This is a genomic window from Cytobacillus firmus (assembly GCF_023657595.1).
Lineage (GTDB): Bacteria > Bacillota > Bacilli > Bacillales > Cytobacillaceae > Cytobacillus > Cytobacillus firmus_B.
On sequence record NZ_CP098323.1, the window covers coordinates 1,885,368 to 1,905,493 of the forward strand.

Annotated in this window: 24 protein-coding genes and 1 tRNA gene; 19 read left to right on the forward strand and 6 right to left on the reverse strand. The window is 41.5% G+C overall.

Translation table 11 applies throughout. The features are described 5' to 3' along the window. Positions 1 to 629: 629 nt before the first annotated feature. Positions 630 to 2,411 (forward strand): phage tail family protein, encoded by a 1,782-nt coding sequence (locus NAF01_RS09715; RefSeq protein ID WP_250802162.1) that lies wholly within the window; start codon positions 630 to 632, stop codon positions 2,409 to 2,411. A 490-nt stretch (positions 2,412 to 2,901) separates the two neighbouring features. On the opposite strand, the gene NAF01_RS09720 is transcribed toward NAF01_RS09715, so the two are convergent. Both NAF01_RS09720 and lexA read right to left on the reverse strand, forming a co-directional pair. Further along, positions 2,902 to 3,186, reverse strand: coding sequence for a DUF4257 domain-containing protein (locus tag NAF01_RS09720; protein WP_009330566.1), 285 nt, complete (start codon positions 3,184 to 3,186; stop codon positions 2,902 to 2,904). Between the two features lie 283 nt (positions 3,187 to 3,469). After that, on the reverse strand, positions 3,470 to 4,093 hold the full coding sequence (gene lexA / locus NAF01_RS09725) for a transcriptional repressor LexA (RefSeq protein ID WP_250802163.1): 624 nt from the start codon (positions 4,091 to 4,093) through the stop codon (positions 3,470 to 3,472). 155 nt (positions 4,094 to 4,248) lie between these two features. Here lexA and yneA point away from each other — a divergent pair, with 155 nt between their 5' ends. From yneA to NAF01_RS09770, 9 genes are all read left to right on the forward strand, one after another. Continuing rightward, positions 4,249 to 4,581, forward strand: coding sequence for a cell division suppressor protein YneA (yneA, locus tag NAF01_RS09730; RefSeq protein ID WP_197248115.1), 333 nt, complete (start codon positions 4,249 to 4,251; stop codon positions 4,579 to 4,581). Positions 4,582 to 4,590: 9 nt separating this feature from the next. Then, positions 4,591 to 5,238 (forward strand): YneB family resolvase-like protein, encoded by a 648-nt coding sequence (locus NAF01_RS09735; protein ID WP_048008926.1) that lies wholly within the window; start codon positions 4,591 to 4,593, stop codon positions 5,236 to 5,238. 144 nt (positions 5,239 to 5,382) lie between these two features. After that, positions 5,383 to 5,616 carry a DUF896 domain-containing protein gene (locus tag NAF01_RS09740; RefSeq protein ID WP_250802164.1) on the forward strand — a complete coding sequence of 78 codons (234 nt, stop codon included), beginning with the start codon at positions 5,383 to 5,385 and terminating at the stop codon, positions 5,614 to 5,616. A 223-nt stretch (positions 5,617 to 5,839) separates the two neighbouring features. Next, positions 5,840 to 7,846 (forward strand): transketolase, encoded by a 2,007-nt coding sequence (gene tkt / locus NAF01_RS09745; protein WP_250802165.1) that lies wholly within the window; start codon positions 5,840 to 5,842, stop codon positions 7,844 to 7,846. A 298-nt stretch (positions 7,847 to 8,144) separates the two neighbouring features. Next, complete coding sequence (gene sirA, locus NAF01_RS09750) at positions 8,145 to 8,582, forward strand: sporulation inhibitor of replication protein SirA (RefSeq protein WP_048008923.1); 438 nt, start codon at positions 8,145 to 8,147, stop codon at positions 8,580 to 8,582. An 86-nt stretch (positions 8,583 to 8,668) separates the two neighbouring features. Further along, positions 8,669 to 8,884 (forward strand): YneF family protein, encoded by a 216-nt coding sequence (locus NAF01_RS09755; protein WP_009330559.1) that lies wholly within the window; start codon positions 8,669 to 8,671, stop codon positions 8,882 to 8,884. A 135-nt stretch (positions 8,885 to 9,019) separates the two neighbouring features. Next, a complete protein-coding gene (locus NAF01_RS09760; protein ID WP_248346980.1) occupies positions 9,020 to 9,460 on the forward strand; it encodes a DUF6376 family protein in 441 nt (146 codons plus the stop codon). Positions 9,461 to 9,561: 101 nt separating this feature from the next. Further along, entirely contained in the window at positions 9,562 to 11,310 is a 1,749-nt protein-coding gene (locus NAF01_RS09765) for an ABC transporter transmembrane domain-containing protein (RefSeq protein WP_250802166.1), read from the forward strand. Between the two features lie 4 nt (positions 11,311 to 11,314). Then, positions 11,315 to 13,108, forward strand: coding sequence for an ABC transporter ATP-binding protein (locus tag NAF01_RS09770; protein ID WP_250802167.1), 1,794 nt, complete (start codon positions 11,315 to 11,317; stop codon positions 13,106 to 13,108). Between the two features lie 39 nt (positions 13,109 to 13,147). On the opposite strand, the gene NAF01_RS09775 is transcribed toward NAF01_RS09770, so the two are convergent. Then, entirely contained in the window at positions 13,148 to 13,909 is a 762-nt protein-coding gene (locus tag NAF01_RS09775; RefSeq protein WP_250802168.1) for an MBL fold metallo-hydrolase, read from the reverse strand. A 118-nt stretch (positions 13,910 to 14,027) separates the two neighbouring features. On the opposite strand from NAF01_RS09775, the gene NAF01_RS09780 reads away from it, so the two are divergent. Further along, on the forward strand, positions 14,028 to 14,435 hold the full coding sequence (locus NAF01_RS09780) for an Lrp/AsnC family transcriptional regulator (RefSeq protein WP_250802169.1): 408 nt from the start codon (positions 14,028 to 14,030) through the stop codon (positions 14,433 to 14,435). A 56-nt stretch (positions 14,436 to 14,491) separates the two neighbouring features. Here NAF01_RS09780 and NAF01_RS09785 read toward each other — a convergent pair whose 3' ends face one another. Next, a complete protein-coding gene (locus NAF01_RS09785; protein WP_048009069.1) occupies positions 14,492 to 14,662 on the reverse strand; it encodes an aspartyl-phosphate phosphatase Spo0E family protein in 171 nt (56 codons plus the stop codon). Between the two features lie 316 nt (positions 14,663 to 14,978). Between NAF01_RS09785 and NAF01_RS09790 the strand changes: the two genes are divergently transcribed. The 3 genes from NAF01_RS09790 to NAF01_RS09800 all read left to right on the forward strand — a co-directional run bounded on the left by NAF01_RS09790 (position 14,979) and on the right by NAF01_RS09800 (position 16,968). Continuing rightward, positions 14,979 to 15,686 (forward strand): cytochrome c biogenesis CcdA family protein, encoded by a 708-nt coding sequence (locus NAF01_RS09790; protein ID WP_061792602.1) that lies wholly within the window; start codon positions 14,979 to 14,981, stop codon positions 15,684 to 15,686. Between the two features lie 281 nt (positions 15,687 to 15,967). Beyond that, positions 15,968 to 16,327 (forward strand): response regulator, encoded by a 360-nt coding sequence (locus tag NAF01_RS09795; protein ID WP_284709502.1) that lies wholly within the window; start codon positions 15,968 to 15,970, stop codon positions 16,325 to 16,327. Positions 16,328 to 16,479: 152 nt separating this feature from the next. Beyond that, entirely contained in the window at positions 16,480 to 16,968 is a 489-nt protein-coding gene (locus NAF01_RS09800) for a CcdC family protein (RefSeq protein WP_197207288.1), read from the forward strand. A 49-nt stretch (positions 16,969 to 17,017) separates the two neighbouring features. Here the strand turns inward: NAF01_RS09800 and NAF01_RS09805 are convergent, their stop codons facing one another. Together NAF01_RS09805 and NAF01_RS09810 are read right to left on the reverse strand one after the other, a co-directional pair. After that, a complete protein-coding gene (locus NAF01_RS09805; protein WP_250802170.1) occupies positions 17,018 to 17,512 on the reverse strand; it encodes a DinB family protein in 495 nt (164 codons plus the stop codon). Between the two features lie 112 nt (positions 17,513 to 17,624). After that, positions 17,625 to 18,050, reverse strand: coding sequence for a DUF2621 domain-containing protein (locus NAF01_RS09810; RefSeq protein ID WP_250802171.1), 426 nt, complete (start codon positions 18,048 to 18,050; stop codon positions 17,625 to 17,627). Between the two features lie 124 nt (positions 18,051 to 18,174). On the opposite strand from NAF01_RS09810, the gene NAF01_RS09815 reads away from it, so the two are divergent. The 5 genes from NAF01_RS09815 to NAF01_RS09835 all read left to right on the forward strand — a co-directional run bounded on the left by NAF01_RS09815 (position 18,175) and on the right by NAF01_RS09835 (position 19,753). Further along, positions 18,175 to 18,271, forward strand: a tRNA-Sec gene (locus NAF01_RS09815). A 181-nt stretch (positions 18,272 to 18,452) separates the two neighbouring features. Beyond that, the gene (locus NAF01_RS09820) at positions 18,453 to 18,665 is read left to right on the forward strand and encodes a hypothetical protein (protein WP_250802172.1); all 213 of its coding nucleotides are present in this window, start codon (positions 18,453 to 18,455) and stop codon (positions 18,663 to 18,665) included. Next, positions 18,623 to 18,862, forward strand: a complete 240-nt coding sequence (locus NAF01_RS09825; protein ID WP_250802173.1) for a hypothetical protein — start codon at positions 18,623 to 18,625, stop codon at positions 18,860 to 18,862. The genes NAF01_RS09820 and NAF01_RS09825 overlap by 43 nt, the downstream gene beginning before the upstream one ends. Before the next feature lie 122 nt (positions 18,863 to 18,984). Then, positions 18,985 to 19,362 carry a hypothetical protein gene (locus NAF01_RS09830; RefSeq protein ID WP_250802174.1) on the forward strand — a complete coding sequence of 126 codons (378 nt, stop codon included), beginning with the start codon at positions 18,985 to 18,987 and terminating at the stop codon, positions 19,360 to 19,362. Then, positions 19,331 to 19,753 carry a hypothetical protein gene (locus tag NAF01_RS09835; RefSeq protein ID WP_250802175.1) on the forward strand — a complete coding sequence of 141 codons (423 nt, stop codon included), beginning with the start codon at positions 19,331 to 19,333 and terminating at the stop codon, positions 19,751 to 19,753. The genes NAF01_RS09830 and NAF01_RS09835 overlap by 32 nt, the downstream gene beginning before the upstream one ends. Positions 19,754 to 20,126: the final 373 nt, after the last annotated feature.

Here is a 20,126-nt window from a genome sequence, read left to right on the forward strand (position 1 = left end):
GCCCGAAAAATGCCCATTTTAAAGCAATAAACTTATTTAAGGACATATTTAGGGCACGATTAAAACGATAAAAGGAATCATCATTGCCCCAACCCTACAAAATTTAATTTTTTCCTTTTTCTTTTTAAATTAACCTGCCTCTATAGTTGAATAAAAAGAATGGCTGTAAAACGGCAGCCGTTCTTTAAGTAATGCCCCGATTTGTTTATGTAGAAATCTTCACAATCTTTTCTTTACCTAACAATATATAATCTCTTAAATGTGTTGGGGCAATACAAAAAGACGCCCTCTTATTAAAGAAAAGCGCAAGATTGCGGAATAATAAAAACGCGGAAGAGCTGCAAAATCATCACCTTAGCTCATTCATATAGTTTATCGGAAAATAAAATTTCCATTTTAGTTCTATTCTTTGTACTGGAGTTTTTTATTATTTCAGACCAAATGAATATTTACGAAAAACTTCCCACTTGCAAAACAAAAAATCCATTAACAGCAAAGTAAGTTTTTAAAAAACAGGCAGTAACACGCACCTAAAATAAAATGTACATAGGAAGCTTGTCCCTTTCAAATTTAACTCCTTTACATATATTGAATCATGTAAGCAATAAATTAAAAGGAGAGATATAAAAATGGAACAAGAAAGCTCAATTAGAATATCACCATTTCAGTCCCTTAATGGTTCGTTAGACCCTAGACTTTCATTTGTCTGGTTACCGCCGATAGGAGACGGTACGCCTGCCCCAAGTACATTTGATAACTCACTTCAAGGCAATATTACTGTAACCATAGAAAATCTGACGACAGGTGTTACACTCGATCAGTTAGAAATTCTCGCAAATTCCGAAAGCAATTATAGAGTTAACTGGAGAGCAAGAAATGTTCAACCAGGAGATCAAGTTCAATTTCTCGTTGAGGTAAACGAAGTTACTCGAAATGGGGTAGAACTTTCACCTATTGAACTAGACCCTGTTGTTGTTACGGTCGCACCAAATACGTTTCTTAATAATCAGAACGTTCCAATTAGATTTAGAATTGATAACGATCCTGTCATTCGTGCCCGCCAGTTAAATATTCAGGGTGATACAGCCACGCAGATTGCAGAACAATTAAATGCTGAGTTTTTTTTAACTTTCCAACAAAGTGCCTTAATTCTTACCAACGAGGCATTCACTGCACTCGAGGTAGCAGGTGCAATTGTAACAGTATTTGACTTAGGAGTTTCGGAAACTGCCAATCTTCTAAGATCGCTGGGGTTTGATGTAATTGGAATTGCTCAAGCGCTTCAGCAAGTTTTCGGTTTGGGTGCTCAGGCTGCGGCCACTATCTTAAAGGACATCGGTTTTGTTGTTACGGAGGTTGCTCAAGCGCTTCAACAGGTTTTCGGTTTGGGTGCTCAGGTTGCGTCACTAATCTTAAAAGCAATCGGGTTTGTTGCCAACGAGATTGCGGCTGCTCTTCAACAAGTATTTGCATTGACTGCCCAAGCAACGGCTGAAGTCTTGAAAGCAATTGGGTTTGTTGCCAACGAAATTGCGGCTGCTCTTCAACAGGTATTTGGATTGTCTGCCCAAGCAGCGGCGAATATCCTAAAAGCAATCGGGTTTGTTGCCAACGAGATTGCGGCTGCTCTTCAACAAGTATTTGGACTGGCTGCCCAAGCAGCGGCGAATATCCTAAAAGTAATTGGATTTATTGCCAACGAGATTGCAGCTGCTCTTCAACAAGTATTTGGATTGGCTGCCTTAGCAGCGGCTGAAGTCTTAAAAGCGATCGGGTTTGTTGTTAACGAGATTGCGGCTGCTCTTCAACAAGTATTTGTACTAGCAGCCTTAGCAACAGCCGAAATCTTAAAAGCGATCGGGTTTGTTGTCAACCAGATTGCAGCTGCTCTTCAACAAGTATTTGGACTAGCTGCCCTGGCAGCGGCTGAAATCTTAAAAGGGATCGGGTTTGTTGCCAACCAGATTGCGGCTGCTCTTCAGCAAATATTTGGACTAGCTGCCCTAGCAGCGGCTGAAATCTTAAAAGGGATCGGGTTTGTTGTCAACGAGATTGCGGCTGCTCTTCAACAAGTATTTGGATTGGCTGCTCAAGCAGCCGCTATAATTTTAAATGCGATTGGGGTTGCTTTCAACGAGATTGCGACTGCTCTTCAACAAGTTTTCGAATCATCTTTGTTGCAAATAAGTCAGATTCTCAGAGATGCTTTTTCCTTTTCAGCTGAAGCCATTGCTCAACTTCTAAACAGTGTGTTTGATGTAACGAACGATATTGTTGCAAGTATATTAAATGATCTTGGATATGCTTTAGAAGAAATAGGCGAGGCTCTTGAAGATGTGTTTGGAGATGTTGGCGAATTTTTCTGTGATCTTGTTTCAGATATTCCTGTTATTGGTGACCTATTTTGCTAGATACTGTAAAATAGCTTAACATCAATAGTTACCAACAAATTCACCTTGGATGATAATCCTGCTTCTTTAGTAAGAAGAAGTCAAAAGCGCTTCTCACTCGAGGAGGGCTCTAATAATTTTCTTCAGTAATTTCCTCAAAAGTGACTCCATAAAACTCTGCAAGCTTTTCTAATTTGTTCTTCCTGGGAAAACTCTTAGTCAATTCCCAATAGCCGATAGTAATATAATGAACCCCGATAGCTTTAGCTGAGAGTGTAGTAATTGTGGGATGAAGAAGTCAATTTAATAATTAGTTTGCTTAAAAATGCAAAGCCAGAGGGTTGTTCCGTACGCTAGTGCATCCATGGGAGCGCGGGCAGTACCTGAGCATATACTAAGAAAATATGAAAACCCCTGGCTGATAAAGTCAGGGGTTTTTAATGTAAAAAATGCAAAAACCCCGTTTTCAAATGAACGAGGTTTTAACCAATTTCTATTTCTCTGCATCTCTCTATTCTTTGTGTCTTATTTTTAAGAAATCGAGACATGTCAGCAGTGCATCTCCTCCAAATCCTGCAATCACCGCCAGTAGAACTACCTTTAAGGCAGAGTCAGGATCTGAAGATACGACCAAAAAAACAGCCGCTAAAGCCCCCATAATTACCTCTTCAAAGACCCCCAGATAGATGAATTTTTTTGTCCTTCTGGGTTTAACCATTTTGCCTTCTTTCCGAATATGTCCAACGACACCGACCAGCCCACCAATCAACAAAGCGAAGGTAATGTTCAAAAACATCTTTTCTTCACACTCCTAAAGTCGAGATTTTGGACAAGCGACCTTAGGTTGATTCTCGGTGTATTACCATTATATAGAAAGTAACTATAAAATAACATGCATAAAAATACCGAATTTTCTGAATAATAAATTAGTCATACATGACTGTAACCTTATGCTAAAAGAAAAGTATCAGTGACTTTCGTAGGATTTAACTGATAGTACCAGGTAATAAGAACTGATAACCTTCTTGAAAATGGAAAAAAACAAAAAGCAGGCAGAGGTGCCTGCTTTTTACAATCTATTAATGCATATGACGGTATACGCCTATAACCTTGCCAAGAATAGAAACATTGCGGAGGATAATTGGTTCCATTGTCGAGTTTTCCGGCTGCAGACGGATAAAGTCTTTTTCTTTAAAGAACCTTTTAACAGTTGCTTCATCTTCCTCTGTCATGGCCACCACGATATCCCCATTATTGGCAGTGCTCTGCTGTTTGACGATTACATAGTCTCCATCAAGTATTCCTGCTTCAATCATACTTTCGCCCATGATCTCAAGCATGAATACATGCTCGTCAGCAGGTGCCATTCTTTCCGGAAGAGGGAAGTATTCTTCGACATTTTCAATTGCCGTTATCGGCTGCCCTGCAGTTACTTTACCGACGATCGGAACGTTGACTGCTCTGACCTTGGGAATGTTAGAAGCCTCGTCCAAATCTAAAATCTCAATGGCGCGAGGTTTAGTAGGATCTCTGCGGATAAGCCCTTTGCTTTCAAGCCTGGCCAGGTGACCGTGAACGGTCGAGCTTGAAGCAAGGCCCACTGCTTCCCCGATTTCTCTTACAGAAGGGGGATAACCTCTCAATTTAACTTCTTCCTTTATGAACTCCAATATGTCTTGCTGTCTTTTTGATAATTTCACCATCTTTACGCACCTCGTATGTGTTTTGTTGTCTCAATTATAGCATCAATTACCATATGATACAAACATAAGTTCGAATTTATGTTGACACGAAACAAATGTTCGGTCTATAATGAAATCAACGAATACGAACATACATTCTTTTGAGGTGGTATATTATGCTGAACAAATTGTGGAAATCATATTCTTATGCTATTATTCTCTTCGTTTTAAGCTTGGCAGCATCGTTTGTAATGCTTGTGCAGATAGAAACACCTGATACGGAAAAGTTTGTGAAAGTCACTGTTGCAGAAGGTGATTCTTTATGGGAGATTGCTGAAAATTTTTCTGCTGAGCATTCTCTGACAACAGATCAATTTATAAATTGGGTAGAACGAAATAATGGGATAGCGGCAGGAAGGATTTTTCCAGGTGATGAAATTGTTATTCCAGTAAAAGCCCTGGATGACCAGCCATATAAAGAGCTTGCGAGTTCAGACCTTAACAAATAAGGAGAAATTATGAAAGCAATAATTTACTGCAGAGTTAGTACAACAAAGGATACTCAGGAAACGTCCCTTTCAAGACAGGAAGAAGAGCTTTTGAACCTGGCAGAAAAACATGACTTTGAAGTAGTCAAGGTCATCCGCGAACAGGCCAGCGGATACGATCTCGAAAGAGACGGTATATTGGAACTTTTAGACTTAATTAAAAAAAAGGATATTAAGGTTGTTCTCATCCAGGATGAAACCAGGCTGGGGAGGGGAAATGCCAAGATTGCGATTCTCCATTGCATCTTTAAAGAAGAAGTCCAATTATACAGCATTTCTAATAACGGCAAGCTGGAGCTTTCGGAATCAGATTCGATGGTGCTTAGCATTGTAGGGATGGTAGAGGAGTATCAGAGAAAGCTGCATAACATCAAAATCAGACGCGGCATGCAGAGGGCTGTTGATAAAGGATACAGGCCCGAGAAAAATCTAAGTAATCAGGGTGCAAATGGCGGCAGGGAAAGAATAGAAGTGCCGATAGAGGAAATTGTCCGGCTGAGGAAAAACGAGTTAACGTTTGCTGAAATTGCTGCGACGCTTAGGGGGTTTGGCTATAATATTTCCAAAGCAACTGTCCATAGAAGGTATAAAGAACATATTGATTCACATGCTGAGTAGAGCACTTTTCTTGTCAAAAGTGCTCATTTTTAGTATGATGGCATTTGAGTTTCAGTATTGTTCCATATCTGAAGCTGCTGTATAATAAAAACTTCCATCAGAATTATTCAAAGGTAAACTTTTGATATAAAGGAGTTTTAATAAATGCTGCCTAAACAAAAACTTGCCCGAATTAATGAACTGGCAAAGAAGTCCAAGGAATCCGGATTAACAGAAGCAGAAGCGAAAGAACAGACTTCTCTCCGCAAAGAGTATTTGGAGACTTTCCGCTCTGGCATGTTAAACACGCTGAAGGGCGTAACAATCGTTGACCCTACAGGGAACGATGTAACTCCGAAAAAACTGAAAGAATTCCAAAATAAAAACCGCCTTCACTAATAATATAATTGCAAGGGATACACTGCGCTGTATTCCTTCTTTTAATAGAGGAGATGGCAATACTGACTATCTCCGCTTTTTTTACATATGCCGGATCTTTTTGTGTCAATATAGTAACAAACCGGCTTTTTTTGTCCCTTACCTGACCCTATTGGTTGTGAAAAAAAGGGACACCCGATAATATTAAAAGAGTGAAGAATTACTACTCGAAAGGATGTATTGAATGTTTAATCACACAGATGAACTCTCCATCAGTTCCATTCGTACTTTATCAATTGACGCCATTGAAAAGGCGAACTCCGGCCATCCGGGAATGCCAATGGGAGCTGCTCCAATGGCTTATACACTTTGGACACGCTTCATGAACCACAATCCGAAAAATCCAGAATGGTTCAACCGTGACCGTTTTGTTCTTTCTGCCGGACATGGCTCTATGCTTTTATACAGCCTTCTTCATCTTTCCGGCTATGATGTTTCCATGAATGACATTAAAGAGTTCAGACAGTGGGGAAGCAAGACCCCCGGTCACCCTGAATTCGGCCATACACCTGGTGTTGACGCAACAACAGGCCCATTAGGACAAGGTATTGCTATGGCTGTCGGTATGGCTATGGCTGAACGCCACTTGGCTGCAACATACAATAAAGACAACTTCAATGTTGTTGATCATTATACATACAGCATCTGCGGTGACGGAGACCTTATGGAAGGCGTTTCGGCTGAAGCTGCTTCCCTTGCCGGCCACTTGAAGCTGGGCAGATTGGTTGTTCTTTATGATTCAAATGATATCTCACTTGATGGAGACCTTGATAAGTCTTTCTCTGAAAGTGTTGAACAGCGCTTCAAATCATACGGCTGGCAGTACATCCGTGTAGAAGACGGCAATGATCTTCACGAAATTGCAAAAGCAATTGAAGAAGCGAAACAGGATGAAAGCCGCCCGACAATGATCGAAGTGAAAACAGTCATCGGCTATGGTTCTCCAAACAAATCAGGCAAATCTGATGTGCATGGCGCTCCTCTTGGTGCTGACGAGTTGAAATTAACAAAAGAAGCTTATAAATGGACATTTGAAGAAGACTTCCATGTTCCACAGGAAGTATATGATCACTTTAAGCAGCAAGTTGTTGAAAACGGTGCGAAAAAGCAGCAGGAATGGGAAGACCTTTTTGCTCAATACAAGGAATCTCATCCTGAGTTAGGGAAACAGCTGGAGCAGGCGATCAATGGTGAGCTTGCTGAAGGCTGGGATAAAGACATCCCTGTTTATGAAGAAGGAAAGAGCCTTGCCAGCCGCGCTTCTTCCGGAGAAGCGCTAAATGCTATCGCTCAGAATCTGCCTTCATTCTTTGGCGGATCTGCAGACCTTGCAGGCTCTAACAAAACAATGATAAAAGGGACGGGTGACTTTACGGCTGAATCATTTGATGGCCGCAACATCTGGTTCGGTGTACGTGAATTTGCAATGGGTGCTGCATTGAATGGAATGGCGCTTCACGGCGGATTAAATGTTTTCGGCGGAACATTCTTCGTGTTCTCTGATTACCTTCGCCCCGCAATTCGTCTGGCTGCTCTTATGAACCTGCCTGTAACGTATGTATTTACACATGACAGTATCGCTGTCGGTGAAGACGGCCCAACACATGAGCCTGTAGAACAGCTTGCTGCACTTCGTGCCATGCCAAACCTATCTGTTGTCCGTCCTGCTGACGGAAACGAAACAGCAGCTGCCTGGAAAACAGCAATCGAATCAACAAACAAGCCGACTGCATTAGTATTGACACGTCAAAACCTGCCTACATTAAAAGGTACGGATTCTGCGGCATACGAAGGCGTTCAAAAAGGCGGATATGTTGTATCTCCAGCTTCTAACAGCAATGCGGATGTATTATTGCTTGCTGCAGGATCTGAAGTCAGCCTTGCAGTTGAAGCTCAAAAAGCGCTTGAAGGTGAAGGCATCCATGCATCTGTAGTAAGCATGCCTGCCTGGGACCGATTTGAAGCTCAATCAAAAGAGTACAAAGAAAGCGTAATTCCTAAGACAGTCAAAAAACGTCTTGCCATTGAAATGGGATCTTCACTTGGCTGGCACCGCTATGCAGGAGACGAAGGCGATGTTCTTGCCATCGATACCTTCGGTGCATCTGCACCAGGTGAAAGAATTATGGAAGAATACGGATTCACCGTAGACAACGTTGTAGCACGTGTTAAAGCCTTGCTGCAGGGATAACGATATTCGGGAAGGGAGAGCCTAGAGGCTCTTCCTTTTTTTATGCCATTAAAGACAGTGAGTATTTCAGCCGTCATCAAAAAAACAAGATTACCATTAATCAAATCGGGGAATATGCAATAGTGAATATTTGTAAAAGAGTCAAACAGCAGATGTTCTTCCATCAAGAATCCTCATAATCAACTGAATTCTTCGCTTTCGACAAAATTAGTGAAAGTTTTTAACATCTTCAGACACATTCCTTGAATTCGTTTACTTATAATTGAAAGAAATGGATTGTCCCGGAAGGAGGGGCCAGATGAGAGCTTATCAATTGTATTTAATAGAAGATGAATTTGCGTCCCATTATTTTGGCAGAGAGCGGATGTTTTTTCAGCTTTTTGAAGAGTATGAGCGTTCGTCAGGTGAAATGAAGGCTATTCTATCGAAGCAAATTGATTTTGTGACTAAGCCAATCCCGGGTTTAAAAGTGCATCAATATATCCACCAGCAGCTCCAGAGAAAAAAAGACTTTATCATAGAAAAAAGTGCATACTATATAGAGATGAGTAAAAGAAGCAGGGCTAAGCTTGAAGTTTTTGAACGGAGTCTGGTTTTAGAAGCGGCCGGCAGCTATGAGGCAGAGACAGTTTTTTTCGAAGTGCTGCGAAAAAGCGAGTCTTCCTTTCTGGCTGTTGACCTCCAGCATAAGCGCTATGGGTGGCTAAAACCGATAAAAGAGAGAAAGTTCGTCTAAAATAAGAGAAAAACTGAAGCAAATATTGTATAATAACCTTTGGTCTAGTACACTGTATGATAGACAACATGAAGGAGGAAGTTAGTATGGGTATGTACATTCTAGTTGGTGTACTGGCGCTTCTTGCCGGTGTAGCACTAGGATTTTTCATTGCTCGAAAATATATGATGAGCTACCTTGAGAAAAATCCGCCAATTAATGAACAAATGCTTAAAATGATGATGATGCAAATGGGCATGAAGCCATCTCAAAAGAAGATCAACCAAATGATGAATGCCATGAACAAGCAGACTGGCAAGTAATCAGGGACAAGCATCCCATCGGAAACCACTTTTCTGTTACAATAACAGAAAGGTGGTTTTTTTGTTTTCAGAATGAAACCTTCTTTGAAACAGACCGTATATATACTATGACAAAACGTGAAAGGAACGAGCAAAATGAAAAAAGTAATTCTAATAGGGCTCCTTACCGTTTCCATGATATTAAGCGGCTGTTCCGTCTTGGGTGAAGTGAATAATTCCATTGACTATGTTAATGAAGCGACTGAGCATATCAATACATTAAGCGACTTTGCCGAAGAGGCGCCGCAAATGATTCAGGATGCGGCAGCAGATCCGGCATTAAAGCAGGAACTTGAAGACAGATTGATGACACTAAAGCAGGAAGTTGAAGAATTTATCGCCATTCAGGATATCCCGACCTTGGCAGAGGATATTCACCAGGAGCTTGTGACCCAAAATGAAGCGTTGCTGGCAGAAATTAATAAAGTTTTGGAGAACGGCAGCCTTGCACTGGATCAGCTGGAGAATTCTGAGCTGTTCACTACGATTAATGAGGCAACAAGCCTGATAAACCGCATAGAAGCATTAGGGCAATAAAGCATCCATCCGGGTGCTTTTTTGTTGTGGGAAAAAATCTTCCTTATTTTCTCAATATTTGATAAACTATTTAAGCTATTATGGATTTCGGAGGATGGAGTATGAAGGTTTTCTTTGATTTAATGTGGTTTTTTAAACAGGAGAAAAAGGCTTATGTAAACGGAATTATTCTGTTGTTATTTGTGGCACTGCTGCAGCTGGTTCCCCCAAAGGTAGTTGGGATTGTTGTCGACTCAATTAAAAATGGCCAGCTGAATGCGCAAGCATTAATCATGTGGGTTGGACTTCTGATAGTTGTTGCCCTCATGATGTATGTCCTTCGCTATTATTGGCGCATTATGATATTTGGTTCAGCTGTTAAGCTGTCCAAACTTCTGCGCAACAGGCTTTATCTGCATTTCACGAATATGTCGCAAACCTTTTACCAGAAAAAGCGGGTAGGGGATTTGATGGCACATGCGACCAATGATCTGCAGGCCATTCAGCAGACGGCTGGGGCTGGGGTCCTAACCTTTGTCGATTCACTGGCGACAGGCGGCTTCGTTATAATCGCCATGGCGGCAACAATCAGCTGGAAGTTAACGCTGATCTGCTTGATTCCGATGCCCTTCATGGCACTTCTCACAAGCTGGTATGGAACACTTCTTCATAAACGGTTCCACAAAGCACAGGAGGCTTTTTCTTCACTGAATGACAAGACTCAGGAAAGTGTTTCAGGAATTAAAGTGATTAAAACATTCGGCCAGGAAAAAGAAGATATAGAAGATTTCCGGAGGCAGTCTGAAGATGTAGTGCAAAAGAACATCTCTGTTGCAAAGGTTGATTCTTTGTTTGATCCGACGATCAGCATTATTGTAGGGCTTTCTTTCTTCCTGTCTATTGCATTTGGATCAAGATATGTTATCGCAGGAGAGCTGACAATCGGGCAGCTGGTTTCATTCACAACTTACTTGGGTCTCCTTATTTGGCCAATGCTCGCTTTTGGCTGGCTGTTCAACATTGTGGAAAGAGGCCGAGCCTCTTATGATCGAGTTTCTGCTCTTCTTGCAGAAGAAATCGATATAAAGGATGATGAGACTGGCATCAATGAAGTTCCAAGCGGTGATATTGAGTACAGGATTGAGGAATTCACCTATCCGGGTGAACAGGAAATGCTGCTTAAGGATATTCATTTTAGGCTGGAAAGAGGAGAGACTCTCGGCATAGCAGGTAAAACGGGTGCGGGCAAAACTTCACTGCTTAAGCTATTGTTCAGGGAGTTTGAAGGCTATAAAGGGGAAATTCTTTTTGCAGGACATCCTATCAGCCGCTATAAAGTCGGAAAGCTGAGAGAAGCGATCGGCTATGTCCCGCAGGAGCACTTCCTATTCTCGGCAACAGTTGCTGAAAATATAGCTTTCACGAGACCGGATGCAGACCTGGAAGATATTTATGCGGCCGCGAAACTGGCCAATATCCATGAAGATATTCTTCAATTTACAGAAGGTTATATGACTGTTGCAGGTGAGAGAGGGGTCTCCCTTTCCGGAGGGCAGAAGCAGCGTATTTCCATTGCAAGGGCACTTATGATGAATCCGGAAGTATTGATTTTGGATGACTCCCTTTCTGCTGTTGATGCCAAAACTGAGGAAGCGATTCTTACTTCATTGCGGGCCGAGCGGGCTGGCAAGACAACGATTATTACTGCTCACCGGCTGAGTGCCATTCAGCATGCGAATCTCATATTGGTACTGGATGAAGGAAGAATTGTCCAGAGGGGAACACATGATGAACTAATGGCTGAAGACGGCTGGTATAAGAATATGTATCTGCGGCAGCAGCTGGAGGAGCTTGTAGAGCATGGGGGATAAGTCAATGGAAAAGACACCGATTATGAAGGAAAAAGAGCAGCGGAAGGTCCTTTTCCGGCTGCTTTCCTATACAAAACCGCATAAGAAAACAATCACACTTGCCTTCAGTCTGCTTCTTTTAACAACGATTGGAGACATCCTTGGTCCGATTCTTGTCAAAATTTTTATCGATGATTATTTAACACCTGGAAATCTGGTTTTTGAGCCGTTATTTGCCCTCGGTGCAGCCTATCTGGGCATTCAGATCATGAATGTGCTGGTATCCTATTTTCAGCTGCTCAAATTTCAGGAGATCGCGCTGAAAATCATTCAGCAGCTGCGTGTGGATGTCTTTTCGAAGGTACAGTCACTGGGCTTGAAGTACTTTGATAAAACGCCGGCGGGAAGTATTGTTTCCCGGGTTACCAATGATACAGAGGCGATAAAAGATATGTTTGTCAGTGTCCTGGTTACCTTCATTCAGGGTGCCTTCCTTCTGACAGGGATCTTTATGGCGATGTTTATCCTGAATGTGAAGCTTGCCCTGTTTTGTCTGGTAATTCTCCCGATTCTTTTTATGATCATCCGGACTTACCGCAAATACAGCTCTGTTTTCTATAAGGACCTAAGGGAAAGGCTTAGCGAGCTGAATGCAAAACTGAGTGAATCACTGCAGGGAATGTCGATCATCCAGGTATTCAGACAGGAAAAAAGGCTGCGCAAGGAATTTGGCGATATTAATGAGCAGCATTATAAGGCAGGGATGCGCAATATCAAAATGGATGGGCTGCTGCTAAGGCCGGCCATTGACCTTGTTTATGTTCTGGCACTTGTTATTGTATTGAGCTTTTTTGGGATATCTTCTTTTAACAGTCCAATTGATATCGGTGTGCTGTATGCCTTTGTAAGCTATCTGGACCGCTTTTTTGAGCCTGTGAATCAGATCATGATGAGGCTTTCCATGTATCAGCAGGCCATCATTGCGGCTTCAAGAGCGTTTGCGCTGCTGGACGAAAAGGAGCTTGCCCCAGCACAGGAGGACTGCAATTCTGCTGAAATCAGCGAGGGAGAGATTGAGTTCAGGAACATCAGCTTCTCCTATGACGGCAAAAGGGATGTTTTGAAAAATATCTCATTTTCTGCCAAACCGGGTGAAACCGTTGCTCTCGTAGGCCATACCGGCAGCGGCAAAAGCTCTATCATTAATTTAATGATGCGATTCTATGAATATGAACGCGGTGATATACTCATTGACGGAAGAAGCATTAAGTCCTACCCAGCAGAAGAATTGCGTACAAAAATGGGGCTTGTCCTTCAGGATCCTTTCCTTTTTTACGGGACGATTAAGGATAACATCATGCTGCATAATAAAAGCATGACAGATGCTGAGATTGAAGCTGCGGCTCAGTTTGTTCAGGCTCATACTTTCATAGAAAAGTTGGAAGACGGTTATGACCATCCTGTGGTGGAGAGGGGATCGACTTTTTCAAGTGGGCAAAGACAGCTCATTGCTTTTGCAAGAACGATCGCTGCCAATCCGAAAATTCTTGTGCTGGATGAAGCAACAGCTAATATTGATACTGAAACAGAAGAAGCTATTCAGACAGCACTGGAAGAAATGAGAAAGGGCCGCACAACAATTGCGATTGCTCATCGCTTGTCTACCATACAGGATGCTGAACTGATTCTCGTTCTTCATCAGGGGGAAATAGTAGAAAGAGGAACGCACCAGGAACTGCTGGCAAAGCGGGGGTTGTATCATAAAATGTATCTGCTGCAGAATGGGTCTGCTGAAAAAGTGGAGGATACAGTAGGCTAATAGAAAAGACGTGTGAATGGCCACACGTCTTTTCTTCTCTTAAAAGGAGCAGGATTCTCCATCTTCAGGCACTATTAGTTGATCGGAAAAGCCTTTGTCTTTACTATAGCTTTTTAACTCTTCCTTTGATAGTGTCCAATGGTTGACCGCCTCCATGTGGACAGAAATAATCCTGGCATCCGGGGCAGCTTTGGAAACTTCATAGATATCTTCTTTCCCCATAACAAGCGAGCCGCCTTCAAGAAACTGGTTATCTCCGCCATTAACAACTATGACTTCAGGGCTCTGTGTTTCAATAACTTCCTGAACAGCATCATACCAAACTGTATCTCCTGCTACATAAAGTGTTTTTTCACTGTGATGTTTGAAGACCACTCCACAAACCAGACCGGCCAGTTTTAAAGTTTCGCCCCTGCCATGTTCGCCCTTTGTTTTAACTAGTTGGATATCTTCAAAAACAGTTTCTTCATGGAGGACTTCAATATTATTAAATCCTGCTTTTTTCACTTCAGCGGCATCTTCTTCATTTTGCACAAATATTTTAATGTCCTTTGGAAATGCCATTTTGGCAACATCATCAAAGTGGTCTAAATGCAGGTGGGTAACAATTACGGCATCCACATTATGAATGATTTCATCAATGGAGACTGGAAGATCTGTTAAAGGATTGTTATGATCTTGTCTGATTGAATTTGGAAAAGGCGGGTAAGTCCCCTTTTCGGCCAAAAAGGGATCTATTAAAAACTTTTTCTCTGCATATTGGACAACTAGTGTAGCGTTGCGGATCAGCTGTATATTCATATAAATGTACTCCTTTTCTTTGATTTACATATAGTTTATACTAAGACCCGCTGGCAATTACATAGATAAAATCAAGTCTTTTTGCCGTTTAACTTGAAAAGTGAAAGGAGTTGAAAAAATGCTGGATCACACCGATCGGCGTATATTGGAGGAACTTTCCAGTTACAGCCGGATCACAATGAAGGAACTGGGGGAGAAAGTCCATTTAACTGGCCAGGCAGCCGCATCTAGAGTGGCGAAATTAGAAGATCAGGGCGTAATTGAGGGGTACACAATTAAAGTGAACCAGGAGAAATTAGGGTATTCTGTCCATGCTTTTATTACGGTTATCACTCAAAGTATGAATCATCAGCCTTATCTGACATTTGTGAAAGCACAAAAGGAAATCATACATAATTATAAAATCAGCGGAGATGGCTGTTATCTGCTTGAATGCAAATTCCCGTCAAATGGACGGTTAGATCAATTTTTAACAGACTTGAATAAGCATGCAAATTATAAATTATCAATTGTCATTAATAAATAACTGAACCAGAGGGGCGAAATGTAAAAAACAGCCTGCATTGGTTGCATGGCTGTTTCTTAATGTGTCTGCACTTTTTTAATGAAGCTTCGGTTATATTCATTTAATAGGGCATCCAATTCCTGGCTGTATCGGATTGCTGCGGCAGAGCTTAAGCCGCTTTTCATGGCCACTTGAATTAACTCTGTTCTTTTTTGTTCGATTAATGTAAGCAGTTCCTGTTTACACACGGCCAATAATTCCTCTCTGATCATTTCTTATATGTAGGCTATACTCTGCCAATTTGAATCCATGTCAAAAGCTGAAAGATAATAACAGAATTTGTTAAGATCTATACTAGTATATCGAATTATGGTAATAAATTCAAAAGAAACTTGTTTTAAACTTTAGTAACATTTACATTAAAATTACATGTTCTAGGTTGAAAATTAATATGAATTTTAGTAGCAGCTGATGACACAAAATGTTCACATACTATCCATTATCTTTTCTAGATGGGATTTGTTAGAATGAAATTGGAATGAATGAGTATCAGGAGTTGTGACTATGACAGATTTGAATGTATTTATTGCATTAGGGGCAGGGTTTTTAAGCTTTGTTTCACCTTGCTGCCTGCCATTATATCCGGCTTTTTTATCGTATATCACCGGAATGTCTGTAGGGGAGATTAAAGAAGAAAATGCGATGATGCAGAGAAGGAGCATGCTTCATACACTATTTTTCCTGATCGGATTTTCGGCCATTTTTATCGCTATTGGGTTTGGAACTACCTTGCTTGGTCAATTCTTTCAGCAATACCAGGATTTAATCAGGCAAATTGGCGCCATCTTTGTATTTATATTTGGATTATTAATTGTAGGCATTATTAAGCCCGAATTTCTTATGAAAGAAAGGCGGTTTGAATTTAAGAATCGTCCATCGGGCCTTCTGGGATCTGTTCTGATCGGAATGGCATTCGCTGCAGGCTGGACCCCATGTACAGGTCCAATATTAGGGGCGGTCTGGTCATTAGCAGTCACAAATCCTAATTCTGCAATGGTTTACATGATTGCCTATATTCTTGGCTTTGCTATACCATTCTTTGTTCTATCCTTCTTCATAGGGAAAATGCAATGGATTAGGCGAAACAGCGCCAAGATTATGAAAATCGGCGGAGTGCTGATGATGATCATGGGTGTAGTTTTATTCTTTGACTGGATGACAAAAATCATTATTTTCCTTTCACCGTTATTTGGCGGATTTACTGGTTTCTAAGAGCATGGGCACATTCAATTTAGGAATGTGCCTTTTTTTTATGTGATAAGGAAAAAGGGCTAGGACAGGTGGTCGAAATTTGTCATATTCTTTCAATTGAAATATATCTGATAGTTCGATATATTGAAATATGTGTTCTTACGGAGTGGAATAATGTATCTCTCTAAAGGAATGATTTTTTTCTTCCAGATGTTTTAATAAATGTTATTATGGGTATTTTTTACTATGTATGTAGTATAATAGAGATATAGCTTCCAATGCACTACAAGGGGGAAACAGCGGTGGCGAGAATTTTAATAGTTGATGATGCGAAGTTTATGAGGGTTACCCTGAGCAGCATTCTGAAAAAAGCCGACCATGAAATTGTGGGAGAAGGGGAAAACGGAAAGGAAGCCGTGGACCTATTCGTAAATCTGAAGCCAGATCTGGTGATGATGGATATTACGATGCCAGAAATGAGCGGGCTCGAGGCTGTCCGGGAAATTAAGAGGGACAACCCTAATGCAAAGGTTATCATGTGTTCAGCCATGGGCCAGCAGAAGGTAGTGGTTGAATCCATTGAAGCAGGTGCGAAGGATTTTATTATAAAACCATTTGATGAAGGCCGTGTACTAGAAGCGGTAAATCGGGTATTAAGTTAAGAGCTGACTCGGGGTACCCTGGACATACGGATGTGTCCGGGTATCAGCTGGAGTGGCTTTTTTTGATGAACTTTTATCCCTCTGAGTACCTTAATTAAGCTTATTAAGATATAATATGGTTAGTAATCAAATGAAATAGAGGATGAAATCGAATGGACTTTGTATTAATTTCATCAATCGGTGCCGTATTTATGGCAATCTTCGCTATGTTCATCCGCATGAAGGCTGCAAAAAAGCCGGCTTCAGCCAAAAAAATCATCTTGCCGCCGATTTTTATGAGCACAGGTGCTCTTATGTTTACCGTTCCTTATTTTCGTGTTACTCCATTGGAGATTCTGGAAGCGGCCACAGTTGGATTGCTGTTTTCCATGCTTTTAATTAAAACATCCTCATTTGAAATCAGGGACAGCGAAATTTATCTGAAGCGCTCCAAAGCATTTGCTTTTATATTAATAGGGTTGCTTGTGATCCGCATCATTGGAAAAATAGCTCTTAGCTCAACAATCGACTATGGTCAGCTGAGCGGCATGTTCTGGATTCTCGCATTTTCGATGATTGTACCGTGGAGAATTGCCATGTATATGAATTATCGAAAGCTTCATCACGAGCTGAACGGATCGGGGAATCCCAAAACAACTTAATCGATTGAAAGCCGCCGGGTACTGCACTCGGCGGCTTTTGCATTGTTATTTAATGGACTCCATTTTTGGGGTCCCATAGTCCATACATTTTCCGGATTTCTACGATTTGGCCAATGTGATAGGCGTTGTGGATGGTTAAGTTTGAAATGACAGACGACCAGGATTCAATCGGTTCCTTATAGGCGGAGGAGAGAAGCTTTTCTTCACTGCATTCTTCCAGGGCTTTAATCCACTCAGTCAAGACGTTCTGAAGAGCTTTTATGGCAGAATGCCAATCCTCTTCAGTAACGGATTCATTGGTGCTGAAAGTTTCGTCATTGGCGATATGGGTTTGGGAGAGCGGCAATTCTTTTAATCTAGTTAGATAGCGGTCATTCCAGAAGGTAAGGTGGGTGACGATCTGCCAGATGGAATTACCGGTTCCTGACTTGTAGGATGCTTCTTTTGCTGATAATCCTCCGATGGCAGCTGATAACGGGACAAACCAATTGGGCTGGTCGAGGCAGGCGGACAGCTGTTTTAATAAGACTTCTTTTGTGGTCATTGGATTACTCCTTTTTGGATAGAGTTACTCTCCATTTCTATTCAATAAAGGTGGTGAGTATCCTTCTTAAAGGCGGAAAAAATAAAAAACCATTCCGGCGTTCCGAAATGGCTTAGAATAAATGTTCATATGGCGTGATACTTATCTGTTTTTCTGTCAATTTCTTGCGCAGAAATTTGTGGTCCCGTTTTGGAGTGGCTAGAATATAGCCTCGAATCAGGAGATCCTGATCAATTTGATCTGCCTTTTCATTTACAGCAAGTTCTCCAATTTTACCGGCAATCTTCATTCTTGCTACATCTCTGAACAGTTCAGGCACCGGACTTACGAGATCCTCCAGCAAATCTTTTTCCCTCTGCTGCCATAGATGCCGCGTTTCATTGACATAATGCTCTTCCCAATCCAAATCCGATTTGCCATCTTCTTTCGGCATGCGCTTTAAAAACTTGCGGAACATAAAAAAGCCGCCAATCGCAAAGAACGAAATCAGAATGATAACCCAGAACAATATAAAATACATAAACCAGCCTTCTAGCATTTTCCTTCACCTACACACATATTTTCCTGTCCTTATTATAAGCCTTGTCCCGAGAAACGACAAGAAAGGAGGCATAAGTCTTGAAAGCAGCACCATTTGCCCTTATAATAGGAAGAGTCTTTACGGGGCTGATTGGGGTGCTGGTGCCCTCCACGGTCTTCAAAACCGCTTGTGACCTGCGTGCCAGGTTAGCTGGGTTCGATTCCCAGGCGGTCCCGCCAAATATACATATTATCGAATGTTTAGCCGTACGGTGATTTTTTCACTCGTACGGTTTTTTTGTTTATTTTCGGTAGACCGAGGGAGACCGATGCCTGAGACCGTTGGTGAGCGTCTTGTAAAACCGTACGCATCCACGTCGGATTCACACATTTTAGACCGATGAGATGGAGTGATGGTGTTATGGCAGCAAAGGAAAAGAAAGTAAGAAAATACAGTGTAGGTAAGGAGTCAAGCAGAAAAATGCGAAATGCTAATCTAGCTACTCTTACTGGGTTGTATGAGCGGTTTTGCAAATACAAGCAAACAGAGGGTATGTCATTTTTACCAACACCTAAAAAAGGAGTGATAACATGGCCGAAAATGGCAGCGAATTTACTAAAAATGTTCGGCTGAATAAGCCGCAGGATGTACGAAAAATGATAGGAAGGGTTATAAATATTCTTCTCCAGGATGGCGAAATGACCAATGATAAGGCCAAAACGATTGCAACATTATCCAATACGGCTTTGAAATCAATGGAATTGGGCGATTTAGCGGAGAGGATGGATAAAATCGAGGAAATGCTTGCTTCCCAGGAGCAGGACGATTGAAGACTTTTGAAACGCACATTAAGCTAGGCACAGCATGGCTCCAGCCTTGTTTTTAATCAATAAATTTGAGGGATTTTGGAGCCACCTTACGCGTGCGCGGGCTACAGGAGAGGAGTGTTCACTTGAGTATTAAAAGCAGATTGAAAGTAATTGAAGGCAGAATCCCGGAAAGGAACGCAGTTGAAAAAATTAAGCCGGAGAAAACAGATTTGTTGGCATTGGATTATGAGGAATACCGGGAAGCAGTCGCCGCCTGGATGATGTCCTTATACGTCGGAGACCAGGAGCAAGCCGAGGAAATGGAAAAGAAGACCGAATATCTCTTGGAGACTTTGGAGCCAGTTAGCAAGTCTTCACAGTATGATCCAGAAAAATGTTCTCAACTAATGGCAGTAAAGATTGTGGACTGGATGGAGGATAACGACTTTAAAGGGGATATAAATGAGGACCGATGGGAGGAGTTGCAGAATGAGCTTAAAATCCAGGATGAACAAGCTTGATAAATATTTAAAACCCAAAGGAAAAGACCCGAAACAGGAATGGAGGGAGGACATGGTCCGCCTGGATGAAATAAATTCTCTTTTTTACGATGTTATCCTGGGGGATTTAAAAGCTTGTATTCGATATGTTGAGTTAGAAAATCAAGGGAAAAAGTGGAGAAATAATGCAGTTGGTTTATTTGACAGTGTGATGCAGTACAGAAAGGTATTTATAGAACATGCAGCCAATAAAAAGGGTGTGAAGCCGGACTATGAAAGAGAATACAGTCTGGATGTTTGGTATCACAATTTAAAAGACACGATTCGGTACCTGGAAGCCAGGACCGACGACCCGCAAGCTGAGGAACCTAATTTAAAAGTGTTCAAGGGAAAAGAAATTTTACCGATGTAAGGAGGAGACATAATGAACGCGATTGAAAGAATGTAAGCACTATATAAGAATGAGATGTATTCTAGCAGTAGGGTCGCAAGCGCAAGCTCCAGAGGTTGATGTAAGCGGTCCAGTACAGTGAAAACAGCCCGAAGCCATTAACAAGACAAAGACCTGGAATTATATTTTATCCAGCACATGGCAGAGTTTCTTGAGAGAAAAGGCTTTTTAGATGCTTTTAATCAGTTTCAATCAAATAAGGTTATGAGCGGAGAGTTTACCGCCTAGGTGTCATGCAAAGGTGGTACATTCAGTATGGGATGTATTAAGGAAAAAAAGGTGAAAAGGTGTATCCTATGGATCATCTTTTGTTATAATATGTTAAAATATTAGT

Bases quoted from the DNA above. Each gene is read 5' to 3' on its own strand.
- NAF01_RS09715 (WP_250802162.1), top strand. From the start codon at position 630: ATGGAACAAGAAAGCTCAATTAGAATATCACCATTTCAGTCCCTTAAT.
- NAF01_RS09720 (WP_009330566.1), bottom strand. From the start codon at position 3,186: ATGTTTTTGAACATTACCTTCGCTTTGTTGATTGGTGGGCTGGTCGGT.
- lexA (WP_250802163.1), bottom strand. From the start codon at position 4,093: ATGGTGAAATTATCAAAAAGACAGCAAGACATATTGGAGTTCATAAAG.
- yneA (WP_197248115.1), top strand. From the start codon at position 4,249: ATGCTGAACAAATTGTGGAAATCATATTCTTATGCTATTATTCTCTTC.
- NAF01_RS09735 (WP_048008926.1), top strand. From the start codon at position 4,591: ATGAAAGCAATAATTTACTGCAGAGTTAGTACAACAAAGGATACTCAG.
- NAF01_RS09740 (WP_250802164.1), top strand. From the start codon at position 5,383: ATGCTGCCTAAACAAAAACTTGCCCGAATTAATGAACTGGCAAAGAAG.
- tkt (WP_250802165.1), top strand. From the start codon at position 5,840: ATGTTTAATCACACAGATGAACTCTCCATCAGTTCCATTCGTACTTTA.
- sirA (WP_048008923.1), top strand. From the start codon at position 8,145: ATGAGAGCTTATCAATTGTATTTAATAGAAGATGAATTTGCGTCCCAT.
- NAF01_RS09755 (WP_009330559.1), top strand. From the start codon at position 8,669: ATGGGTATGTACATTCTAGTTGGTGTACTGGCGCTTCTTGCCGGTGTA.
- NAF01_RS09760 (WP_248346980.1), top strand. From the start codon at position 9,020: ATGAAAAAAGTAATTCTAATAGGGCTCCTTACCGTTTCCATGATATTA.
- NAF01_RS09765 (WP_250802166.1), top strand. From the start codon at position 9,562: ATGAAGGTTTTCTTTGATTTAATGTGGTTTTTTAAACAGGAGAAAAAG.
- NAF01_RS09770 (WP_250802167.1), top strand. From the start codon at position 11,315: ATGGAAAAGACACCGATTATGAAGGAAAAAGAGCAGCGGAAGGTCCTT.
- NAF01_RS09775 (WP_250802168.1), bottom strand. From the start codon at position 13,909: ATGAATATACAGCTGATCCGCAACGCTACACTAGTTGTCCAATATGCA.
- NAF01_RS09780 (WP_250802169.1), top strand. From the start codon at position 14,028: ATGCTGGATCACACCGATCGGCGTATATTGGAGGAACTTTCCAGTTAC.
- NAF01_RS09790 (WP_061792602.1), top strand. From the start codon at position 14,979: ATGACAGATTTGAATGTATTTATTGCATTAGGGGCAGGGTTTTTAAGC.
- NAF01_RS09800 (WP_197207288.1), top strand. From the start codon at position 16,480: ATGGACTTTGTATTAATTTCATCAATCGGTGCCGTATTTATGGCAATC.
- NAF01_RS09805 (WP_250802170.1), bottom strand. From the start codon at position 17,512: ATGACCACAAAAGAAGTCTTATTAAAACAGCTGTCCGCCTGCCTCGAC.
- NAF01_RS09810 (WP_250802171.1), bottom strand. From the start codon at position 18,050: ATGCTAGAAGGCTGGTTTATGTATTTTATATTGTTCTGGGTTATCATT.
- NAF01_RS09820 (WP_250802172.1), top strand. From the start codon at position 18,453: ATGGCAGCAAAGGAAAAGAAAGTAAGAAAATACAGTGTAGGTAAGGAG.
- NAF01_RS09825 (WP_250802173.1), top strand. From the start codon at position 18,623: ATGGCCGAAAATGGCAGCGAATTTACTAAAAATGTTCGGCTGAATAAG.
- NAF01_RS09835 (WP_250802175.1), top strand. From the start codon at position 19,331: ATGAGCTTAAAATCCAGGATGAACAAGCTTGATAAATATTTAAAACCC.